This is a genomic window from Candidatus Chloroploca asiatica (assembly GCF_002532075.1).
GTDB classification, from domain to species: Bacteria; Chloroflexota; Chloroflexia; order Chloroflexales; family Chloroflexaceae; genus Chloroploca; species Chloroploca asiatica.
Genome location: NZ_LYXE01000063.1, coordinates 44,650 through 63,720, shown reverse-complemented (window position 1 = coordinate 63,720; position 19,071 = coordinate 44,650). Strand labels below are relative to the sequence as shown.

The 19,071-nt window shown below is 57.3% G+C and carries 9 protein-coding genes; all 9 read right to left on the bottom strand.

Features of this window, described 5'->3' with window-relative positions:
* Window positions 1-2 precede the first annotated feature (2 nt).
* Window positions 3-635 (bottom strand): 2Fe-2S iron-sulfur cluster-binding protein, encoded by a 633-nt coding sequence (locus A9Q02_RS06050; RefSeq protein ID WP_097651454.1) that lies wholly within the window; start codon window positions 633-635, stop codon window positions 3-5.
* Between the two features lie 146 nt (window positions 636-781).
* The gene (locus A9Q02_RS06045) at window positions 782-9,682 is read right to left on the bottom strand and encodes a carboxypeptidase regulatory-like domain-containing protein (protein ID WP_097651453.1); all 8,901 of its coding nucleotides are present in this window, start codon (window positions 9,680-9,682) and stop codon (window positions 782-784) included.
* A 300-nt stretch (window positions 9,683-9,982) separates the two neighbouring features.
* On the bottom strand, window positions 9,983-10,831 hold the full coding sequence (locus tag A9Q02_RS06040) for a SirB1 family protein (RefSeq protein ID WP_097651452.1): 849 nt from the start codon (window positions 10,829-10,831) through the stop codon (window positions 9,983-9,985).
* A gap of 30 nt (window positions 10,832-10,861) precedes the next feature.
* Window positions 10,862-11,845 (bottom strand): glucokinase, encoded by a 984-nt coding sequence (gene glk, locus A9Q02_RS06035; RefSeq protein WP_097651451.1) that lies wholly within the window; start codon window positions 11,843-11,845, stop codon window positions 10,862-10,864.
* Window positions 11,846-11,893: 48 nt separating this feature from the next.
* A complete protein-coding gene (gene rpe, locus A9Q02_RS06030; RefSeq protein ID WP_097651450.1) occupies window positions 11,894-12,565 on the bottom strand; it encodes a ribulose-phosphate 3-epimerase in 672 nt (223 codons plus the stop codon).
* The gene (gene rpiA / locus A9Q02_RS06025) at window positions 12,566-13,321 is read right to left on the bottom strand and encodes a ribose-5-phosphate isomerase RpiA (RefSeq protein ID WP_097651449.1); all 756 of its coding nucleotides are present in this window, start codon (window positions 13,319-13,321) and stop codon (window positions 12,566-12,568) included.
* Between the two features lie 147 nt (window positions 13,322-13,468).
* Window positions 13,469-16,570: a transglycosylase domain-containing protein gene (locus A9Q02_RS06020; protein ID WP_097651448.1), complete on the bottom strand. Its 3,102-nt coding sequence runs from the start codon at window positions 16,568-16,570 to the stop codon at window positions 13,469-13,471.
* 160 nt (window positions 16,571-16,730) lie between these two features.
* A complete protein-coding gene (locus A9Q02_RS06015; RefSeq protein ID WP_097651447.1) occupies window positions 16,731-17,957 on the bottom strand; it encodes a YeeE/YedE family protein in 1,227 nt (408 codons plus the stop codon).
* A gap of 61 nt (window positions 17,958-18,018) precedes the next feature.
* Entirely contained in the window at window positions 18,019-19,026 is a 1,008-nt protein-coding gene (locus A9Q02_RS06010) for a sulfurtransferase (RefSeq protein WP_216361454.1), read from the bottom strand.
* Window positions 19,027-19,071: the final 45 nt, after the last annotated feature.

Sequence of the window (19,071 nt, the reverse complement as noted above, 5' to 3'; positions counted from 1 at the left end):
TACTATGAAAGACGTTTTACTTCTGCTTCGGCACGACGAACGTCACGGGCTGCATTGTCTAGGGCCGCTTCGGCGCGTCCCTGTCCGGGAACCCTGGGTGCGGCGGCACTTCCGGTGAGCATCATACTGCCCACGCGGAAGGTGTCATCAACCCACTGGGCAACATCATCAGATGGATTCGTAAAACGTACTGGCCCGGCATGGCGTACGGCATTGATCAAGTTAAAGGGATAGCGCGAGAGCTGATCAACCCACAGCTTAAGCACATTATCGACCAGGGGATTGAGCTGATCGACCCATTGCTCATTGGCGGGGGGTTGCACCACATGCACCGCCTGACGACGCAATTCTTCGGCCTTGCTCAGGATCTCGATGGGTCCCTGGCCGCGGATTGAAGCTTGGCACGCCAGACGATGGCCTTCAGCGAGGCGTCGTTCGGGCATCCAGGCCAGTTCCACTGCGGTAGGCGGGTTCAACTGATCGGCCCCGGCAAGCACGCGACACTGGCAGGTCTGGCAAACGCCATTACCGCCACAGACAAACCCGATATGGGCGGCATTGCGTCGTGCGACACTCACAAGGCGTTCACCAGGTTTCGCTTCCATCTCCACATCATTGATAATCACTTTGGGCATAGGATCTACTCCCTTCGCAATCTGCTTCGCCTGGGTCTGATTATACCACGTTGCCCCTTAGGGACAATAGGCTGAGGGCACGAGCCTTGGCAACACCACCTGGGTTGCGGCAGGAGGGTGCCCCTCCTGCCGCAACCCAGGCATCTTTACCGTCGTACGAGCGGTAACAAGACCCGGAAGGCATCCCCTTGAGGTTCCAACGTCTGCTCGATTGGATCGACTGGTGTGCCAACCGTGACCGTAAGGGGGTCAGTGACACTTGACCGCAAGCCGCTGCCAAGGGGTGGGACAAATTCCACACGATAGGTGCCACTGTTGAGGCCAGGCGAGGTGGTGAACTCACCATTTGCATTCGTGGTGGCCCCTGCAACAGTGGCCCCGGCGTCGTTCAGGACATTGACCTGCACATCGGCCACGCCAACCTGAGCCAGACTGGCCGGACTGGCCCGCAATGCACGACCAGTGAATTGCACGCCCCGCACAAGGGCCGCATTGATATTCTCGACCGTGCTCAGACCGACGGTAACGACATCGGCAGTGGCGAGGTCAGGCTTGTTATCGTAGTAGATCGGCAGATAGGCGCTGGTTGTTGCTTGTGGTTCAAAGAAGACGCGGTAGGCGCCACTGCTTAATGCTGGCGTTGTATAGGTACCAGTGGCCGTGGTTGTGGTGCTGACGACTTCGGTGCCACTGGCATCGAAGATCCGTACGTGTACACCTGCTAGCCCCGCACCACCGCTGGCAGCCGTGACGCGCCCGGCGATCTGGCCCCCGCTCGCGAGGCTCGCGTTGATGTTGGAGGTGGTCTGGGAGGCGATGACCGTGACGGGATCGGCGCTCGCGAGATCGGGTTTGTTGTTGTAATACTCGGGGAAGTACCCGCTTGAAGCACCGGCAGGCTCGAAGAAGACGCGGTACGTCCCTGGACGCAAGTTGGTGATTGTATAGGTGCCAGTGGCATCAGTGGTTGCCGTTGCCCCAGCTTGGTTGCCGTCGGCATCGAAGGCCTGCACCTGGACATCCGGTAGCCCTGCCCCACCACTGGTGGCCGTAACGCGCCCGGTGATCTGACCCCCGCTTGCGAGGCTGGCATTGATGTTGGGGGTGGTCTGTGCGGCGGTGACGGTGACGGGATCGGCGCTCGCGAGGTCGGGCTTGTTATCGTAATACTCCGCAAAGTATTGGCTTGAAACACCGACGGGTTGGAAGAAGATGTAATACGTTCCCGTGGGGAGCCCCGTCATCGTATAAACACCAGTGATATCGGTCATTGCCATTGAGCCTACCTGCTCGCCAGCGCTATTGAAGGCACGTACCTGAACACTTGGTAGGCCTGCGCCATTGCTTGCATCGGTCACCTGCCCAGCGATCTGCCCGGCCATCTGGAGGCTGGCGTCAATGTTGGCAGTTGGATCTGGTGCAGTCACACTGACGGGATCGGCACTGGCTTGATCTGGTTTGCCATTGTAATACTCAGCCAGATACCCACTGGAACTACCAAACGGTTCAAAGAAGACCTTATAGCTTCCTGTTGGCAAGCCAACGATGGTATAGTCGCCGGTTGCGTTGGTACGCGCCGTTGAGCCAACCGGATTGCCATTGCCATCCATTGCCGTCACCTGGACAGAGCTCAGGCCATCACCACTGGTTGCATCGGTGACGCGCCCACTGATCTGCCCGCCTGTTTGCAAATCGGCATTGATGCCGCGTGTCGCAACCCCAGCGGTCGTCGCTACGGGATCGGCCGTTTCACGGGTCGTTTTGCCGTTATAGAACTCACCAATAAACGTATTCGCCGGGAAGTTGCTATTGGTAGTAGAAAACTCAACGTGATAGTTGCCAGCAGGTAAGGCAAAGCTTGCATAGTACCCCCTGGAACTGGTGGATGCAATGTCAACCAGTTTCGCCGACGTGTCGCTGAGCCGCGGGGCCGGGTCAGCAATGGTCCAGATGAGCACATCGACCCCGCGCAACGGGCAGCCATTGCCCAGTACCTGCCCACGAATGGTGCCGCCAATCACCATCTGGGCATTGATCGACGGCGTTACGGCACCGAGGGTGACGGCAACCGGATCGCCTTCCGCCAGATCGGCCTGGTTATTGTAGACCTGACCAACATAGGTGCGATTGCCCGAGAAGCGTACCTTGTAGTTGCCAGCCGGCACGCCTGGGGTCAGGTACGTTCCGTCATTACCGGTGAAGGTAGAGGCCACGAAATTATCGTCGCTTGTCCAGACTTGCACACCGATGTCGTTCAGAGGCTGACTGTCTGGGCCGGTGATCGTACCAGCGATCTGTCCACCGCGGGTCAGGGTGGCATTGATATTCTCGGTTGTGGCCCCAGAATTGACGGTGACTGGATCGGCGTTTGCCTCGATCACTTTATCGTTGTACCATTTGGCTAGATATGCCTGGAGGTCTAGCGTGTCTGCGCGGAACCGTACATTATAGGCCCCGGGGGGCAAATTAGGCACGGTATAGTTGCCCTCGGCATCTGTACGCACCTGGTTCAGGAAGCTGCCGTCTGTGGCGATATAGACCTGAACGGCAATATTCTCGAGCGGGACGCCTCCTTCGCCTGTGACCGTGCCACTGATCTGCCCATACGGAACGTAGGTGAGCTCAGCATTGACATTTTCGCTTATTGCTCCATTGGTGACTGCAACCGGATCGGCTGCCTGTTCAGTGGCTTGATTGTTATACCATTCGGGCACGTATTCGGTGATAAAGGTGTTGGGTGTGAAGTAAACCTTATATGTACCGGTAGGTAAGCCGATGGTCGTGTATGTCCCATCAGCAGCAGTGAAAGTCTGGGTGAGATATGTTCCGTCTTCACTGTTGTAAATGCGAACGTTTATGTTGATAAGTGGTATGCCAGCTTGGCCGGTAACCGTTCCATTAATCTGCCCACCCCGCGTCAACTGGGCATTGATGCCAGGTGTGACCGTATTCGCAGTGACATTGACCGGATCGGCGGTCTCCTGGGTTGCTTTGTTATTGTACCAAGTGCCGAGATGGGCTCGGGTGGTCGCATTGTTGGAACTGCTGGGGAAGAACCGGACACCATAGCTCCCTGCTGCCAGCCCACTACTCGTATAGGTGCCATCCTCGTTGGTCTGGGTTCCACTGATAAAGTTACCACTCTCGTCATAGAAAGAGACATTAACCAGATTGAGTGGCACTCCGCCTGATCCAGTGACGGTACCGCTGATCTGCCCACCTCGGGTCAACTGGGCATTGCGATTGGCACTGACCCCACCAGCAGCAACTGGGATAGGATCAGCGGTCTCTAACGATGCTTTATCGTTGTAATACTCGGGTAGATACTCGCGTGTACGTCTGTTTACCGTAGTGGTTGGATTGAAGTAGGTACGGTAGCTGCCTGCTGGTAGCACAGGGGTCAAATAATCCCCATTGTTGTTGGTCGTCGTTGACGCCACAAAAGCATTGCAGTCATCGTAGATGCTCACGTTAACGCCCATCAGGCCGACGCCATCATTGCCGGTCACGCGCCCAGTGATGCGCCCGCCCTGTTGCAGGGCAGCATTGATATTGCCCGTGACGGCGGGCGCTGTGACTGAGACGAGATCGGCGATCTCACGGTCGGGTTGATCGTTATACCATTCACCAAGGTAGGTGCCGGTTGAGCCAAATTGGATCAGATATGCTCCGGTTGCCAACCCGGTGAGCGTATAGGTTCCGGTTGCATCGGTGCGGGCTGAAGCCACTGATGAGAAGGAGTCCAGGCCTGGATAGGCCGCGACCAGCACATTCTCGAGGGCGGCACCCTGAGCCAGGCTCGGGCTGGCTTCACCGGCTGTGACCTGACCAGTAATCTGCGCCCCCCGTGCGAGGGCGGCATTGATTGGGGTGATGCCAGGTGCCGTCAACGTGATCACCGTGGCATTGAACAGGCTTGTCTGATTAGCGTGGAACTCGCCGAGATAGCTGCGGGTGGTCGCATTGTTGGCAAATTGGGTCTGGAATTCGACCCGATAGGCACCACTCGCAAGTGCGGTTGTGGTGTAATTGCCACTGCTATTGGTTGTGGTATCGGCAATGACGGTGTTGGTAGGATCGTAGACCAAGACGCGAACGCCGGTAAGTGGATCACTGGTGTCCTCAGCGGTAACCTGCCCCGTCAGTTGTGCTCCACGCTCCAGTTCGGCGTTGATGGTTGTGTCGTCTTGTGCATTGAGCGTGATCGGGGTAGCCGTCGCTGCGCTGTTCTGGTTGTTGTAGAACTCGCCCAGATAGGCGCGGGTGGTTGCGTTATTCGAGGTACGGGTTCTGAACTCAAGTTGATAGGTGCCAGTCACCAGGGTGGTGAAGGTATAGTACCCGCTGGGTGTCGTATTAACAGATCTGCTGAAGGCACTATTGGTATCGTAGAGGCGCACCAATACGTCGGGCAAGCCTTCGCCCGTATCAGCAGCCGTGACGCGCCCACTTAGCTGAGCACCACGTACCAGCGCTGCATTGACGGTTGTTGTGGTTGGCGCGGTCACGCTAATGGCGGTGGCTTCCTCGAGCGTGGCCTTGTTGTCATAGAATTGCCGCAGGTAGCTGCGTACCGTGTTGTCGAAGGAATCCTGCGGTCGTAGCTCCAGGCGATAGGTTCCGGTAAAGAGCCCGGTAAAGGTATAGTAGCCGCTATTGGTCGTCCTGATATAGTCAATGCTATTGCCATTCGCATTGTAGAGCTGAACGCCTACGTCAGGCAGACCATTCCCGGTATCGGCCCCGGTGATGCGCCCACTTAGTTGACCACCACGTGCCAGGACTGCGTTGACAGTTGTTGTGGTTGGCGCGGTCACACTAATGGTGGTGGCTTCCTCGAGTGTGGCCTTGTTGTCATAGAACGCACGCGCATAGAGTCGGGTTGTTGCCTGCCCAAACCACTGCGTGTCGAACTCGAGGCGATAGGTGCCTGTGACCAAACCGGTGAAGGTATAGTAGCCTGTCGCCGTTGAGGTAAATGTATTGATCTCACTCCCGCCGGTGTTGTAGAGGCGTACGCGCACGCTCTGTAACCCGTTCCCGGTATCGGCTGCGGTGATGCGTCCGCTCAGTTCACCCCCACGGGCGAGGGTTGCGTTGATCGTGGTTGCGGCAGGTGCCGTAAGTGTAACTGGCGTTGCCTCCTCGAGCGTCAATTTGTTCGCATGGAATTCACCCGCATAAAGCCGGGTTGTTGCGTTAAAGGACTGGCTTGGATCAAAGCCGATGCGGTAGGTGCCACTCATCAAGCCAGTGATGGTGTAGTTTCCGGTGGCCGTGGTCTCGCCAAAAGCGACCTCAGTTCCGGTCTCATCATAGACAAAGACCGTAACATCCTCTAAGCCAGTGCCGTTATCTGCTGCGGTTACGCGCCCCGTAAGTTGCGCCCCACGTTCGAGCGAGGCATTGATGCTCGTCGTATCAGGCGCAACCACACTGACCCCGGTGGCTGCTACAAGATTAGGTTGATTATTGTGGAACTCTGGCACATACAACTGGGCCGTCGCGTCAGCCGAGCCGCGTGGATCAAACTCGACCCAGTAGGCATTATCACTCAAGCCGGGCACGGTATATTGACCAGTCGCATCTGTCTCAACTGTTGTGACGACGTTGTCGCTCGCATCATAGACACGTACAGCCACCTCGGCCAAGCCATCACTGCTATCCGCAGCAGTGACGCGCCCGCTAATCTGCCCGCCACGTGCCAGCGGTATATTTACGGTCGTGAATTCGCCAACCGTCAGATTGATCCCCGTTGCAAGCTCAATAAAGCGCTGGTTGTTATAGAACTGCCCAAGATAGGTGCGCGTGGTTGCATTCGCTGCATTGCGGGTGATCAATTCTACCCGATAGACACCTGTCGTCAGTGTGGTGACGGTGTAGTTGCCAGTTGCACTGGTAGGGACAGTGGCAATCGTGTTGCCATTCGCATTGACAAGTCTGACGGTAACATCCTCCAACCCAGCGCCAGTATCAGCCGCCGTGACCCGGCCACGTAGTTCGGCCCCACGTTGCAGCACCGCATCAATTGTCGTTAGGTCAGGTGCGGTGATATTGATCCCGGTTGCCGTATCCAGACTTGTTCGATCGTTATAGAACTCGCCCAGATAGAGGCGGGTCGTGGCATTGTTGGCAAACTGGGCACTGAATTCAAGCCGATACACTCCGGTTGCCAGCGTCGTGATCGTATACTGCCCTGTCGCATCGGTTGCGGTTGTTGCTACCGGATTGCCGCTGGCATTGGAGAGGCGCACGGTGACATTCGACAAACCGTTACCAGTATCCGAGGCGGTGACGCGCCCGGTGATCTGCCCGCCGAGTTGCAGCACCGCATTCGCGGTGACGATGGCGGGTGGCTCAAGAGGAATCGGCGTGGCGGCGCTGAGACTCGCCTGGTCATCGTAGAATTCCCCGAGATAGAGCGAGTTGAAAGGCGGGCTGAAGCGCAGGTGATACGTTTCGCTGACGAGTCTGGTGAACGTATAGTAGCCAGTAGCATTCGTATTCTGGCTGGTAACAAATTGCCCGCTCCTATTGTAGAGTTGTACGCTGACATTCGACAAACCGTCCCCGGTATCCGAGGCGGTCACGCGCCCGCTGATCTGCCCACCACGTTGGAGCACCGCATTGGCGGTGATGATGGCGGGTGGTGTTAGCGGGATCGGCGTGGCGGTGTTGAGACTCGCCTGGTCATCGTAGTATTCCCCAAGATAGAGCGAGTTGAAGGGCGGAATGAATTGCAGGCGATAGGTGTCTGAGACCAGGGTGGTGAAGGTGTAGTAGCCGGTGCTGTCGGTAGTTCTGCTGGTACTCTGCCCGTTGGCATTGGAGAGGCGCACGGTGATCCCAGCGAGGCCGTCCCCGGTATCCGAGGCGGTCACGCGCCCGCTGATCTGCCCACCACGTTGGAGCACCGCATTGGCGGTGATGATGGCGGGTGGTGTTAGCGGGATCGGCGTGGCGGTGTTGAGACTCGCCTGGTCATCGTAGTATTCCCCAAGATAGAGCGAGTTGAAGGGCGGAATGAATTGCAGGCGATAGGTGTCTGAGACCAGGGTGGTGAAGGTGTAGTAGCCGGTGCTGCCCGTAAATGCGGTATCAATGGACTGCCCGCTGCTGGCATTGTAGAGTTGCACCCGCACATTCGCGAGGCCTTGGCCAGTATCTGAGGTGGTGACGCGCCCGTTAATTTCACCTCCACGAACGAGTTCGGCATTGGCAGTCACCACGGCAGATGGCGCCACCTGAATGCCAGTCGCATTCGCAAGGCTATTCTGGTCATCGTAGAATTCGCCTAAGTAGAGTCGGGTGGTTGCATTGAAAGAGTCCTGGGGGCGGAATTCGAGCCGGTAAGTGTCGGTCACCAGACCAGTAAAAGTATAGTAGCCGGTTGATGTAGCTCGGTAAAAACTGATACGGGTATCACTACTGGAATTAAAGAGGGAGACCACTACCCCATTTGACCCGATCCCTGTATCCTCAGCGGTCACGCGCCCACTCAGTTGCCCACCTTTGATCAACGCGATATTGACAATGCTGGGGGCAGCGAGCGTTGCACTGATCTCAGTTGCTTCTTCAAGGCTCGGCTTGTTCTCATAGAAGCCGCCCAGGTAGAGACGAACATCACTCAGAAAGGAATCTTGCGGACGCACTTCGAGGCGATACGTGCCGGTCATCAATCCAGTAAAGGTGTAATCACCCTGGCCGGTTGTGGTGGCACTACGAATTTGCGTACCACTGGCATTATAGAGGCGTACCCCAACACTCTGGAGGCCATTGCCGGTGTCGGCGGCGGTGACGCGCCCTCTCAGTTCCGTTCCCCGTACTAACGACGCATTGGCGGTACGGTTTATGGCAGCCCCAACCTCAATTGGTGTGGCTTCTTCAAGGCTCGCTGCATTATTGTAGAATTCGTCCAGGTAAACGTTAATGTTGCTGTTAGAAGAGGTACGTGGCTCGAAGCTTACGCGATAGGTGTTTGTCACCAGACCGGTAAAGGTGTAGTAGCCGGTAAGACCGGTGAACGTAGTGGCAATGCTATTGCCTGCGGCGTTGTAGAGCCTGACAGGAACACTACCCAGCCCTTCACTCGTATCCTCAGCAATCACGCGCCCGCTGATTTGCCCGCCACGCACCAGCGCGGCGTTGATCGTTGTGGTGAGTGAGTCGGTGAGAGTAATCGGATCTGCGTTACCCAGGCTTGTTTGATTGGCATAAAATTCGCCTAGGTATAAATCTGTGATGGGATGACTAAAAAAAGAAGTCACAAATTCAAGACGATATACACCGGCGAACATATTGGTGATGGTGTAATAACCGGTAGCATTCGTCGAGCTACCAGTTACAAAAAATCCATTTGCATTCCAGACTCGTACCGAGACACCCGGCAATCCATCACCGGTATCCTCTGCCGTGACGCGCCCAACGAGGCTGGCCGTCTGTTGGGGGGTGATTGGTGCCTGTTCAATGGCCGAAGCATCTGGTGCAGGTGGGGTTTGAGCCGGCGGGTCTGATTCTGGAGGCGTCTGGGGTGCCGGGTCGTCGCTCACTGGAGGCGTCTGGGGTGCCGGGTCGTCGCTCACTGGTGGGCTTTGTGCGTCTTCTGCTTGCGCATCGGGTGGAGGTAGTGGACGTGCAGCCGTCAGTTGCACTGGGGTCACATCGCCCGCTTTGACATGCAGCACGGGCGTTGAGAGCAGTTCAACCGGCTGTTCACCCGCAAAGAGCCGTAGATCATACAGGCCAGTTGCGAGCCCTGTGAGGCTGAACTGGCCTAGATCCCCGGTCTGTGCTGTGGCGACAAGTTCACCCTCGCGCCATACTTGTAAGGTCAACCCTTCGGCGAAACCGCCTTCAGCGTAGAGTATCTGACCACGCACATACTCAACGAGAGGCTCGGTGCCCGGTTCTTCGGCGCTTTGCCTGGGTGGGTCTGCGGATTGAGCCGCAACGGGTTGGCTTGGCACAGAGAGAGAAGAGAGGAGGAGACTGACGAGGAGAAGCCCGACGAGGAACTTGAAGAACGCACGCACAGAAACCGTTGACATAACACCATTCCCCTTGCTTTGGGTGCAGGGTCGGCATAGAACATCACCCGGTTACGAGCATCATCGGATGACGGGCATGCATCCTTGCACGGTATGGCTGACGTTGAACTGCGCTCTATGGATATAGTGAAGTGGGAAGCAGGTTGCTACTTCATATTATACATACGCTTTCTTTAATGTAAAGTAGATAAACAAGTTAAATTTTAGTTAAAAATAATGTGTTTTTTGCATCACAAGAAACTGGGGTTGTGTCACCCTGCGCCGAGCGCAGGGTGACACAACCCCAGGAGCCGCACCAAATTAGTTGCGCTTGACGAGTTGGGAGATGACTTCGCGGGCGATGCGTTTGATCTCGCTGATGTCGTTAGCGGCGGGGTTGCGCTGGACATAGGCTTCGAGATCGGTGATTGCAGCGTGCAACTGACCGGTGCGGAGGCGCAGTAACCCGCGATCGCGGAGTTCACCGGGGTCACTGGCATCGAGCAGCAAGAGGCGTTCAACGGCGGTCAGGGCCCGCCGACTATCGCCGCGGGCCAGATGGGTCTGCTTGAGATTGCGCAGAATGCGGGCGAGGATCGCCCCGCGCCCGGGTGGAGCCATAATGATCGCTGACAGTTCATCACCGACGGCGCCGTAAAAGGTGGCAATTTGGCGCTCGCAATCGGCCATACTCCAACTCGAACCACCACTGAACGGATCAACAAAGTGATCGCCGGCAGGATCACGAAAGCGTACCATAAAATGGCCTGGCAACGCCAGACCATCCACTGGCAGGCCGAGCCGCCAGCCTGTTTCAAGGTAAATCAGGGCGAGCATGATCGGTAACCCAGTTCGCCGCTCAATGACCTTATCGAGGTAACTATGGGCCGGATCAGGATGCCGATAACACGAGGGATCACCATAAAAGCCGAGCGTGTCAAAGAGATAGGTGTTGAGTGCGGCAATCTGTTCGGTCGCCTTGCTGGTTGCGTTGACCATAGGGGTAAGCGTCGTGGCAAAGGTATCGAAGTGGGTGAGCCACGGTTCACGGTCAACCCCACCCTGATCTTCCCATGCCAATGCCAGCGCCGCTGCTGCCAGGGGCACCTCGGGGTCGGCGTGCTTGATGCAACTGAGAAAGCGCTGTCGCGCCGGGGCTAGGTGATCCATGGCGAGGATTGTACCATATGCGTTGCCTGATCAATCCATCAAGGCATACGCCGCAGCGCCATAGAGGGCCGTTTTGGAGTTGAGGATGACATGCACCGGGATGCGTTCCATCAGTTTACGGAAGCGGCCTTTGTTCCGCATCGCATTGAGGAAACGTTCGCCGCGAAGCTGTGGCAACAGACGTGGTGGAATGCCGCCGCCAAGATAGATCCCGCCCGTTGCGAGAACTTTTAGCGCCAGGTTGCCGGCCTCACTGCCCAGAATACCAAGAAAACAATCGAGAGTTGCCGCACACACCGGGCAAGGACCGGTAGGATTCAGTGCGCCACTCACAATAACCGGAGTTGGATCATCGGCGGTTGCCAGTTGACTCGCGACACTTGGTGTCTCCTGGCGAAAGACACGGTCACGGAAATAGGCATAAATATTGGGAATGCCCATCCCGGAACAGACCCGTTCGTAGCTCACGTGGCGATGTTCTTCCAGGAGATACTTGAGCAAATCGGCTTCGGTTGGTGTTGTAGGGGCAAAGGAAGAATGCCCACCCTCTGACGGATGAGCCCGGTAACGCCCATTATCCCAGGTTAAAAACGCCTCACCGAGCCCAGTGCCGGGGGCAATCACCCCCATGGCCCCTTGGTCTACGGTTTCACCAGGATTGAGGGTAGCGACATCACCTTGTTCCAGATACGGAACCGCTTGTGCAATTGCCTTCAAGTCATTGATCAGGGTCACCGGGATCTGCCCAAGTTCTTCTTGGAGGCGTTCTTCTTCCACGACCCACGAGAGATTTGTTATGGTGGCACGTCCATCAACAACGGGGCCGGCGACGCCAAAGCAGGCCGACTGAATAGTGCCTGGATGATCAGCCAGGAAGGCCCGCACAATTGCTTCAAGGCTTACATAACGCCCGCTGGGAAAGGTAACTTCCACGAGCGGAGCATGAGGGCCTTCTTCGACCGAAAAGAGCGCACAAATTGTCTTTGTTCCACCAATATCACCGGCAAGGATCATAAGGTGACTCCTGGGGCCTGTGGCCCATACGGATGAGAAGGTCAGAAGTTACCCTGAAGCCAGTGCTGTGCGCAACATTGTGAGGGCTTCGGTCACCGTCTGGTTTGGCTGATAGAGGGCTGAACCCACAACGGCAAGGTCAGCCCCGGCACGCTGGACGTCAGCAATGGTCTGAGCATTGACCCCTCCATCGACCTGAATCAAGAGGTCTGAGCGAGACTGTTGGGTTCTCCAGGCATCGAGTTGGGCAACCTTGGCGAGGCAGTTATGAATGAGACGTTGGCCACCGAAACCCGGATTGACCGTCATTATCAGGGCAAGGTCGAGATCTGGCAACAATGCTTCGAGGGTGCCGAGGGGTGTGCCTGGATTGAGGGCAACCCCGGCCTTGGCCCCCAATTCATGGATGGTCTGCACGGCTCGATGGGTATGGGGGGTTGCTTCGGCGTGGATAGTAAGATAGTCACAGCCTGCCGCTACAAAATCAGCCAGATAACGTTCTGGCTCAACGATCATCAAGTGGGCATCAAGGATGGCCCCATAGTGTTGGGCAATGGGTTGGAGGGCACGGATCACGAGCGGCCCAAAACTAAGATTAGGCACAAAGCGCCCATCCATCACATCAAGATGCAGCCAGCGGATGCCAGCCTCGAACGCTGCCTCAACCTCAGCGCCCAGACGGGTAAAATCGGCTGTGAGCAGTGACGGTGCCAGTTGCATTTAGCGTGCAACACTCATCTGGCGAACCCCCGATGTTCCGGCGATAATCAGATCAGTGGCAAGGCCGAGAAACAGCCCGTGCTCAACAATACCTGCCCGTTGCTCAAGGTGGCGTGCGAGCACTTCAGGGTCATGGATACTTCCAAACGTGCAGTCAAGAATGTAGTTATTTTGATCGGTTAGATACGGCCCACCATCGACCCGCCGTCGCAGGCATACCGTTGCGCCAAGTTGTTCGAGAAAGCGAGCCTGACTCTTCCAGCCAAAGGTAATGACTTCAACTGGCAGGGCAAAGAGCGTCCCAAGCTGTGGCGAGAGTTTACCCTCGTCCACAACAATCACTTCGCGCAGGCTTGCCTGTGCAACCATTTTCTCGCGCAGCAACGCACCACCCCCACCCTTGATTAAGTTGAGTTGCGAATCAACTTCATCAGCCCCATCAATCGTGAGATCGACCACAGGCTGTTCATCAAGATCGCTCAGGGGAATACCGAGGCGACTAGCTTCGGCGGCTACGGCCTTGGAACATGGGATCCCAATGATATTGTGTAGCTCACCATCCGCAAGTAACGCCCCGATCTTGCGGATCGCGTGGATTGCGGTTGAGCCAACGCCGAGCCCAACCACCATCCCTGGGGAGATCAGCTTGACGGCCCTCTCAGCTGCCAGACGCTTGAGTTGATCGCGCGAGTGAGCATGCTCGTTTGCTCTTTCCACCGCTTCATCTACCAACGGGTCTTGTACTGCCGGTGCCATGACCTTGCCTTTGTTGTTGTTTGAGGCATCGAGTGTTTGCGGGTGCAATCTCAGTTGAACATTATAGCAGATCTATGCCTTTGCGCCGTTTCGCTCGGGTGTGGCGCGTGCTTCGGCCTTACGGGGCACGGCGGCGCCGTGCCTCTACTATGGTTCCGTTGGGGGCGGAGGCGGTTCCGTTGGGGGCGGAGGCGGTTCCGTTGGGGGCGGAGGCGGTTCCGCTGGGGGCGGGGGTGGTTCCGTTGGGGGCGGAGGCGGTTCCGTTGGGGGCGGGGATGGTTCCGCTGGGGGCGGGGGTGGTTCTGGTTGTGGCTCAGGATCTGGTGCGCGGATGCCCAGGATAATAGCTGAACCGGGCACGATCCAATCACCGGGTGCGGGGATCGTGCTGACGACTGCATAAGGCACGAACTGGTCATAGAGATCGCCAATATAGGTGCGATCCTGATAGTCAACAAAGATGACGCTTGCTGGAATACCCAGGCTTGCCAGAGTGCTTTTGGCCTGATTTTCGCCCAGACGGAGCAGATCGGGCATCAAGATCGCGCCTTCGACGGGCGGTTGCGGTACAGGTGCCTCGAACATCTCGGCACTGCATGCGGGTAGCGCCTCGACAGCCTGTTTGGTGATGCCTGTGCTCCCACCTTCCCACTCATACCGAACGCGCATGCTTGGGTCGGGTGGAGGGGTATTCCAAATGATAAGCTCACGCCGCAACATGGCAGGGTAGTTCAGGTCATCGGAGGGGCGACAGAAGGCCGCTGCGTCGAGCGAGTTTGTGGCCTCGGGATTCGTCGTATCCAGTTCCGCTGGAGCCGTGATCAGCAATTGACCATCACTTGACCAGTCTTGTTCCGTGGGAACTTGTACCAGCGTGATTCGTTCGAAGGCATCACACGGGATCGTCAAGGTTTCCAGGCTTTGATTGGCAGGCAGTGGTTGACTTGAATCACTCCCCGTTGGGGTATTGCGCCGTGCTTCCAGGATATCAGTCAGCATTTGCCGCGTGAAGAGTTCTTCGCGGTAGCCCCCATAAGGACCCGGAAGTTCACAAATGGAGCGCGACAGGACACCATTGGCGGGCAAGGTAAAGCTCGTCGGGATGACGCTATTCGGATAGGGTGCGGCAAAGAGCGCCCGATAACGGGGTTGCTCTTCGATCCAGTCGAACAATTCCTCCATCACATTGCGCCAGATGATACCACCGCCGGTGAGGCTTTCCACCCGTTCGGTCGGCTCATTATTATTGTTGCCTGTCCAGACCCCGACCGTGACAAAGGGCGTATAGCCTGCCGCCCATGCGTCGCGCCAGTCGTTGGTTGTTCCGGTCTTGACTGCAGCGGGGAGCGAAAGCTTGAGCGGACTGTTGAGCCCCCAGACGGCCTGGCGTGCTCGGTCATCACTCATCATATCCGAGATGATCGCCACCAGATTGGGGTCGATGACCTCGGTTCCACGATTAGGCAAGAACTCTTCGAGCACATTGCCCGCACTATCGGTAATGCGCAGGACCGAGACGGGTTCGTAGTAGCGTCCGCCACTGGCGAGGGTATTGTAGGCGGTCGTCAGTTCAAGCGGTGTCACCTCGCCGCCACCCAGGGTTAGCGAGAGACCGTAGAAATCTTCGCCGCGTTTGAGGCCCTGTTTGATACCCACGCGATCGAGCAGATCGAGGGTTTGTTGAATACCGGCAAAGCGAAGGGCTTTGACCGCGGGAATATTGAGTGAATTGGCGAGCGCGGTGCGCATGCGTACCGGGCCATTAAAGCGCCCGTTATAGTTCAAAGGAGTATACCAGGCGCCCGCCCCGCTCGACGACGACGGAAAATCAGTTGGTACATCCCAGATCACTGTTTCGGGATGCATCCCCTGTTCCATCGCGGCCAGATAAGTAAAGGGCTTGAGGGCCGAACCTGGTTGGCGCTCGCGGGTCGCCACATTGACCTGTCCATCGATCACATTGCCTGTTTCACCGACGGTTGTTGTGGCGATAACCGCATCGTAGTCAATACTCCCGACCATTGCCAGCACCTGGCCGGTGTTGGGTTGCATCACGACCACTGACGCATTATGAATATTGCGTTCACGCAGATCGGTGATGCGTTCAGCCGCCTTTTGCTGGGCCATTTGCTGCAGATCGAGGTCAAGGGTTGTCGTAATGCGCAACCCACCATTGAAGAGGGCCTGTTGTCCATAGCGCTCTTGCACAAGATCACGCACATAGAAGACAAAATGAGGTGCATTGAGGGGCACTTCCTGGGGGGCAAAGCGCAAGGGTTCGGCTATCGCCGTGCGCGCTTCGGCTTCAGTAACATACTCGTCCTCGACCATCCGGCGAAGCACAGCCACCTGACGCCAGCGTGGCGGACTAAGGCTTTCGGGCAAACGATAGTCAGCACTGAGCCAGTTTTCACCGAGGATGACCCCGGGCAGATACCCACCTTCGGTATCACGTTCGAGGTGATTGACTGGGTTATAGACGGTGGGTAACTGAGGCAATCCAGCGAGCAGAGAGGCTTGATTGAGGTTAAGATCGCGGGCTTGTACGCCAAAAAAGCTCTCGCTCGCAGCCTCAATGCCATAGGCGAGGTTGCCATAGAAGTTCTCGTTCAGATAGAGCTCAAGCACTTCTTCTTTGGTGAAGAGCTGATCAAGCTCTTGAGCAAGAATGATCTCTTTCATTTTGCGCTCATACCGCCGTTCAGGGGCGCGCTCTTCGGCGGTCAACACACTATTTTTGATCACCTGCTGACTGATCGTCGAGGCCCCACCGGTCTCTTCACCGGCCTGGAGGCTGGAAATGAGGGTGCGAATAATACCGCCTAGGTCAACCCCGGGATTGGTAAAGAAGGTCTTGTCTTCAATCGCGACGGTTGCACTGATGAGCAGAGGTGAAACCTCGTCAATCGCGACATTGGTGCGGCGTCCGGCATCAAAAAACTCGTAGAGCACTTCGCCATTGCGATCGAAGATCCGTGAGGTCTGAAAGAGTTCGCGTTCGGCGAGGGCATCAAGGCGGGGCATAAGCGTCGCCGCCGTGCTCGCATAGGCACTATAGGCTAATGAGCCAACGAGCAGAGATACGCCAATGATGCTCAGGAAGATGAACGCGACAAGGTTGCCTGCAATATGGGGAAGATACGATGGCTGTTTGGGGGAACGTCGCCCTCGCATCAACCCCGGATAAGCCGGACGACGAGGGACAGTCCGCCCACTATAGGTTCGTCGAAAGGAACGATCTCGCTGCATATGTTGTTATACTCAACAGACCACCTGGATCGGCGCACGACAAACGGCGCTTGACTCTCACCAGGCGCTCCGTCACGCTATCAGGCGATTTCCATCAGTCTAGTATAACACTTGCGACGTGAGTGAAATCTTATGGCTAGCTGATAGTCGTGTCATGAATTCAAACCAGACGGTGCAAGCTGCTGCGGATGCCGAGCCAGACTCCAGCAAGCATTGTCAGGCCAAAGAGCCATCCCGAGACGGCAAACGCCGAGATGCCCGAAAGCAGGGTGCCGACGGTGCAGCCGAGAGCAACCATTGCTCCCCATCCTTGCAAGATGCCACCAACCAGGGCGCTGCCGGCCCCGCGCACGGTGAGCCGGTCGGGTTGAAACCGGTCGGCAAGCAAGGCGGCGGTGAGTGAGCCGAGCACCAGGCCGGAGATGAGTAGGCCATTGGCGGTAATGGTCTGCACGACCTGGGTGGCACAGCCTGCCAGTCGATCCAGCCCAAAGAGCGTTGTTGGGAGCAGCCCGACCTGATCCATGCCTGTTCGCGCAAGGCTGCCGAGTTGCGATGTTACCCCAAGTGGTTCAATGCGCATGTAGGCGACGGTGCCCAGCAGACCCACCAGGGCACCTGTGACGAGGGCATGCCAGCGCTGGTGGAAGAGGGCCGCCCACACACCCGCCAGATCAAGCCGTTGCGCCGGGCGGGGCGGCAACTCGGGGAGGTTTCGGAGCAACAAGAAGGCGAGGCCTCCCAGAAGAACGAGTTGGAGGAACAGCGCCCCCCCGTACCCAAGCCGAGCGGGCAACCAGAGCACGGGTGCCTCGGCAATAGTCGTGAGATAGAGCTGATTCCAGCTCAGGAAGCCTAGCCCGAAGCCGGCAAGCACACCGAGCAACGCCACAGGCGCCCGCGTTGAACCCTCACCGAGCCGATAGAGGTGACCGCTGACACACGCCCCCGACAGGGCCATGCCAAGCCCAAAGGCCAGGCCACCAGCTGCGAGAACCCAGCTAACCGGGCCAATATGGGCCTCGGGAGGTAGGCGTCCACTGAAGGGATTGGGCAGAAAGATCCCGAAGACAAGCGCATAACCGATTGAACCGGCGGACAGGGCGGCAAGGATCGCATACACCGGACCACTGTTGCGAAACTCAATCCAGTCGCGCAAGATGCAAAAATAGCAAAAACGGCCCCGCTGAAAGACAAAGCCCAGACTTGCCCCGAGCAGCAACGAAAGCGCTGCCGTTGCGCCGCGTCCAGGGGTGGCGTGGAGCCAGTAGGCGGTGCTCGTCAACCCGATGAGCAGCGCAACGGCGAGACCGATCCGCAAGGCGGTGATACGGGTGAACCGCGCGAGCGGTTGGTGATCAGCCCGTGTTGAAGGAAGCTCAGTCATAGATCGCGCTTACCTGGGTAGAGCACCAGGGCCAGCCATGCTGACCCTGGTTGCCCGGCGATTATTGGGCGCCCCACACAGTGCCACTCGGATTGGCAATCGGAACCCCAATCGTATTGCCCCACTCGGTCCACGAGCCATCATAGACGGCAACCTCGTAGCCGAGGATCTGGCTCAAGACAAACCAGGTGTGGCTGGCGCGCTCACCAATCCGGCAATAGGTGATAATCGGCTGGCTGCCATCAATGCCCAGCCCAGCATAGAGGCTCTGCAACTCATCAACCGACTTGAAGGTACCATCTTCATTGAGGGCTTGCTTCCAAGGGATATTGATCGCACCTGGAATATGGCCTGCCCGGATTGCCAACTCTTGAAAGCCCTCGGGGGCAAAGATCTTGCCTGAGAACTCATCAGCCGACCGGATGTCGATCAGTGAGGCGGTTGTTGCGCCCTCAACAACCGCTAAAACATCAGGCAATCTGGCGCGCAGACTCTCGCGGTGGGCAACGGTGAAATCGCCAGCCGCAACACTCGGGACGGTTACGGCCAACTCACGGCCCTCGGCCTCCCACTTGGCGCGGCTGCCATCAAGCAGGCGCACATCACTGGCCCCGTACTGCAGAAAGATCCATGCCCCCCAGGCGGCAAACCAGTTGCTATTATCGCCATAGAGGACAACCGTCGTATCCTGGTTAATGCCGGCAGCGCGAGCCAGTTGCTCGAAGCGGTCAGGCGCAACAATGTCCCGATTGACCGTATCGACAAAATCAGTGTGCCAGACAAAGTTCACTGCCCCTGGAATATGGCCCCGCTCGTAGAGTCCCGGAACAACACTGACCTCGATCACCCGCACCTGGGGATTATCCAGGTTTGCCGCCAGCCACTCGGTGCTCACCAGGGCCTGCTCGGGGCCGCGTACGCCCAGTTCGGTACCTTGGGCAAGTACAGGCGCAGCAACAGGGGCTGCCGCAGGCGTCTGGGCAGCCGAGCATCCGGCCAACACAAGCACCAGGGTCACAAGAACAACGAGCATCAGACCATTGCCACGTGAAACGACAGGCGTATGCATCACAGATCACTCCTTGTAAGGTAGCGCTACGGCTGAGCAACGCAT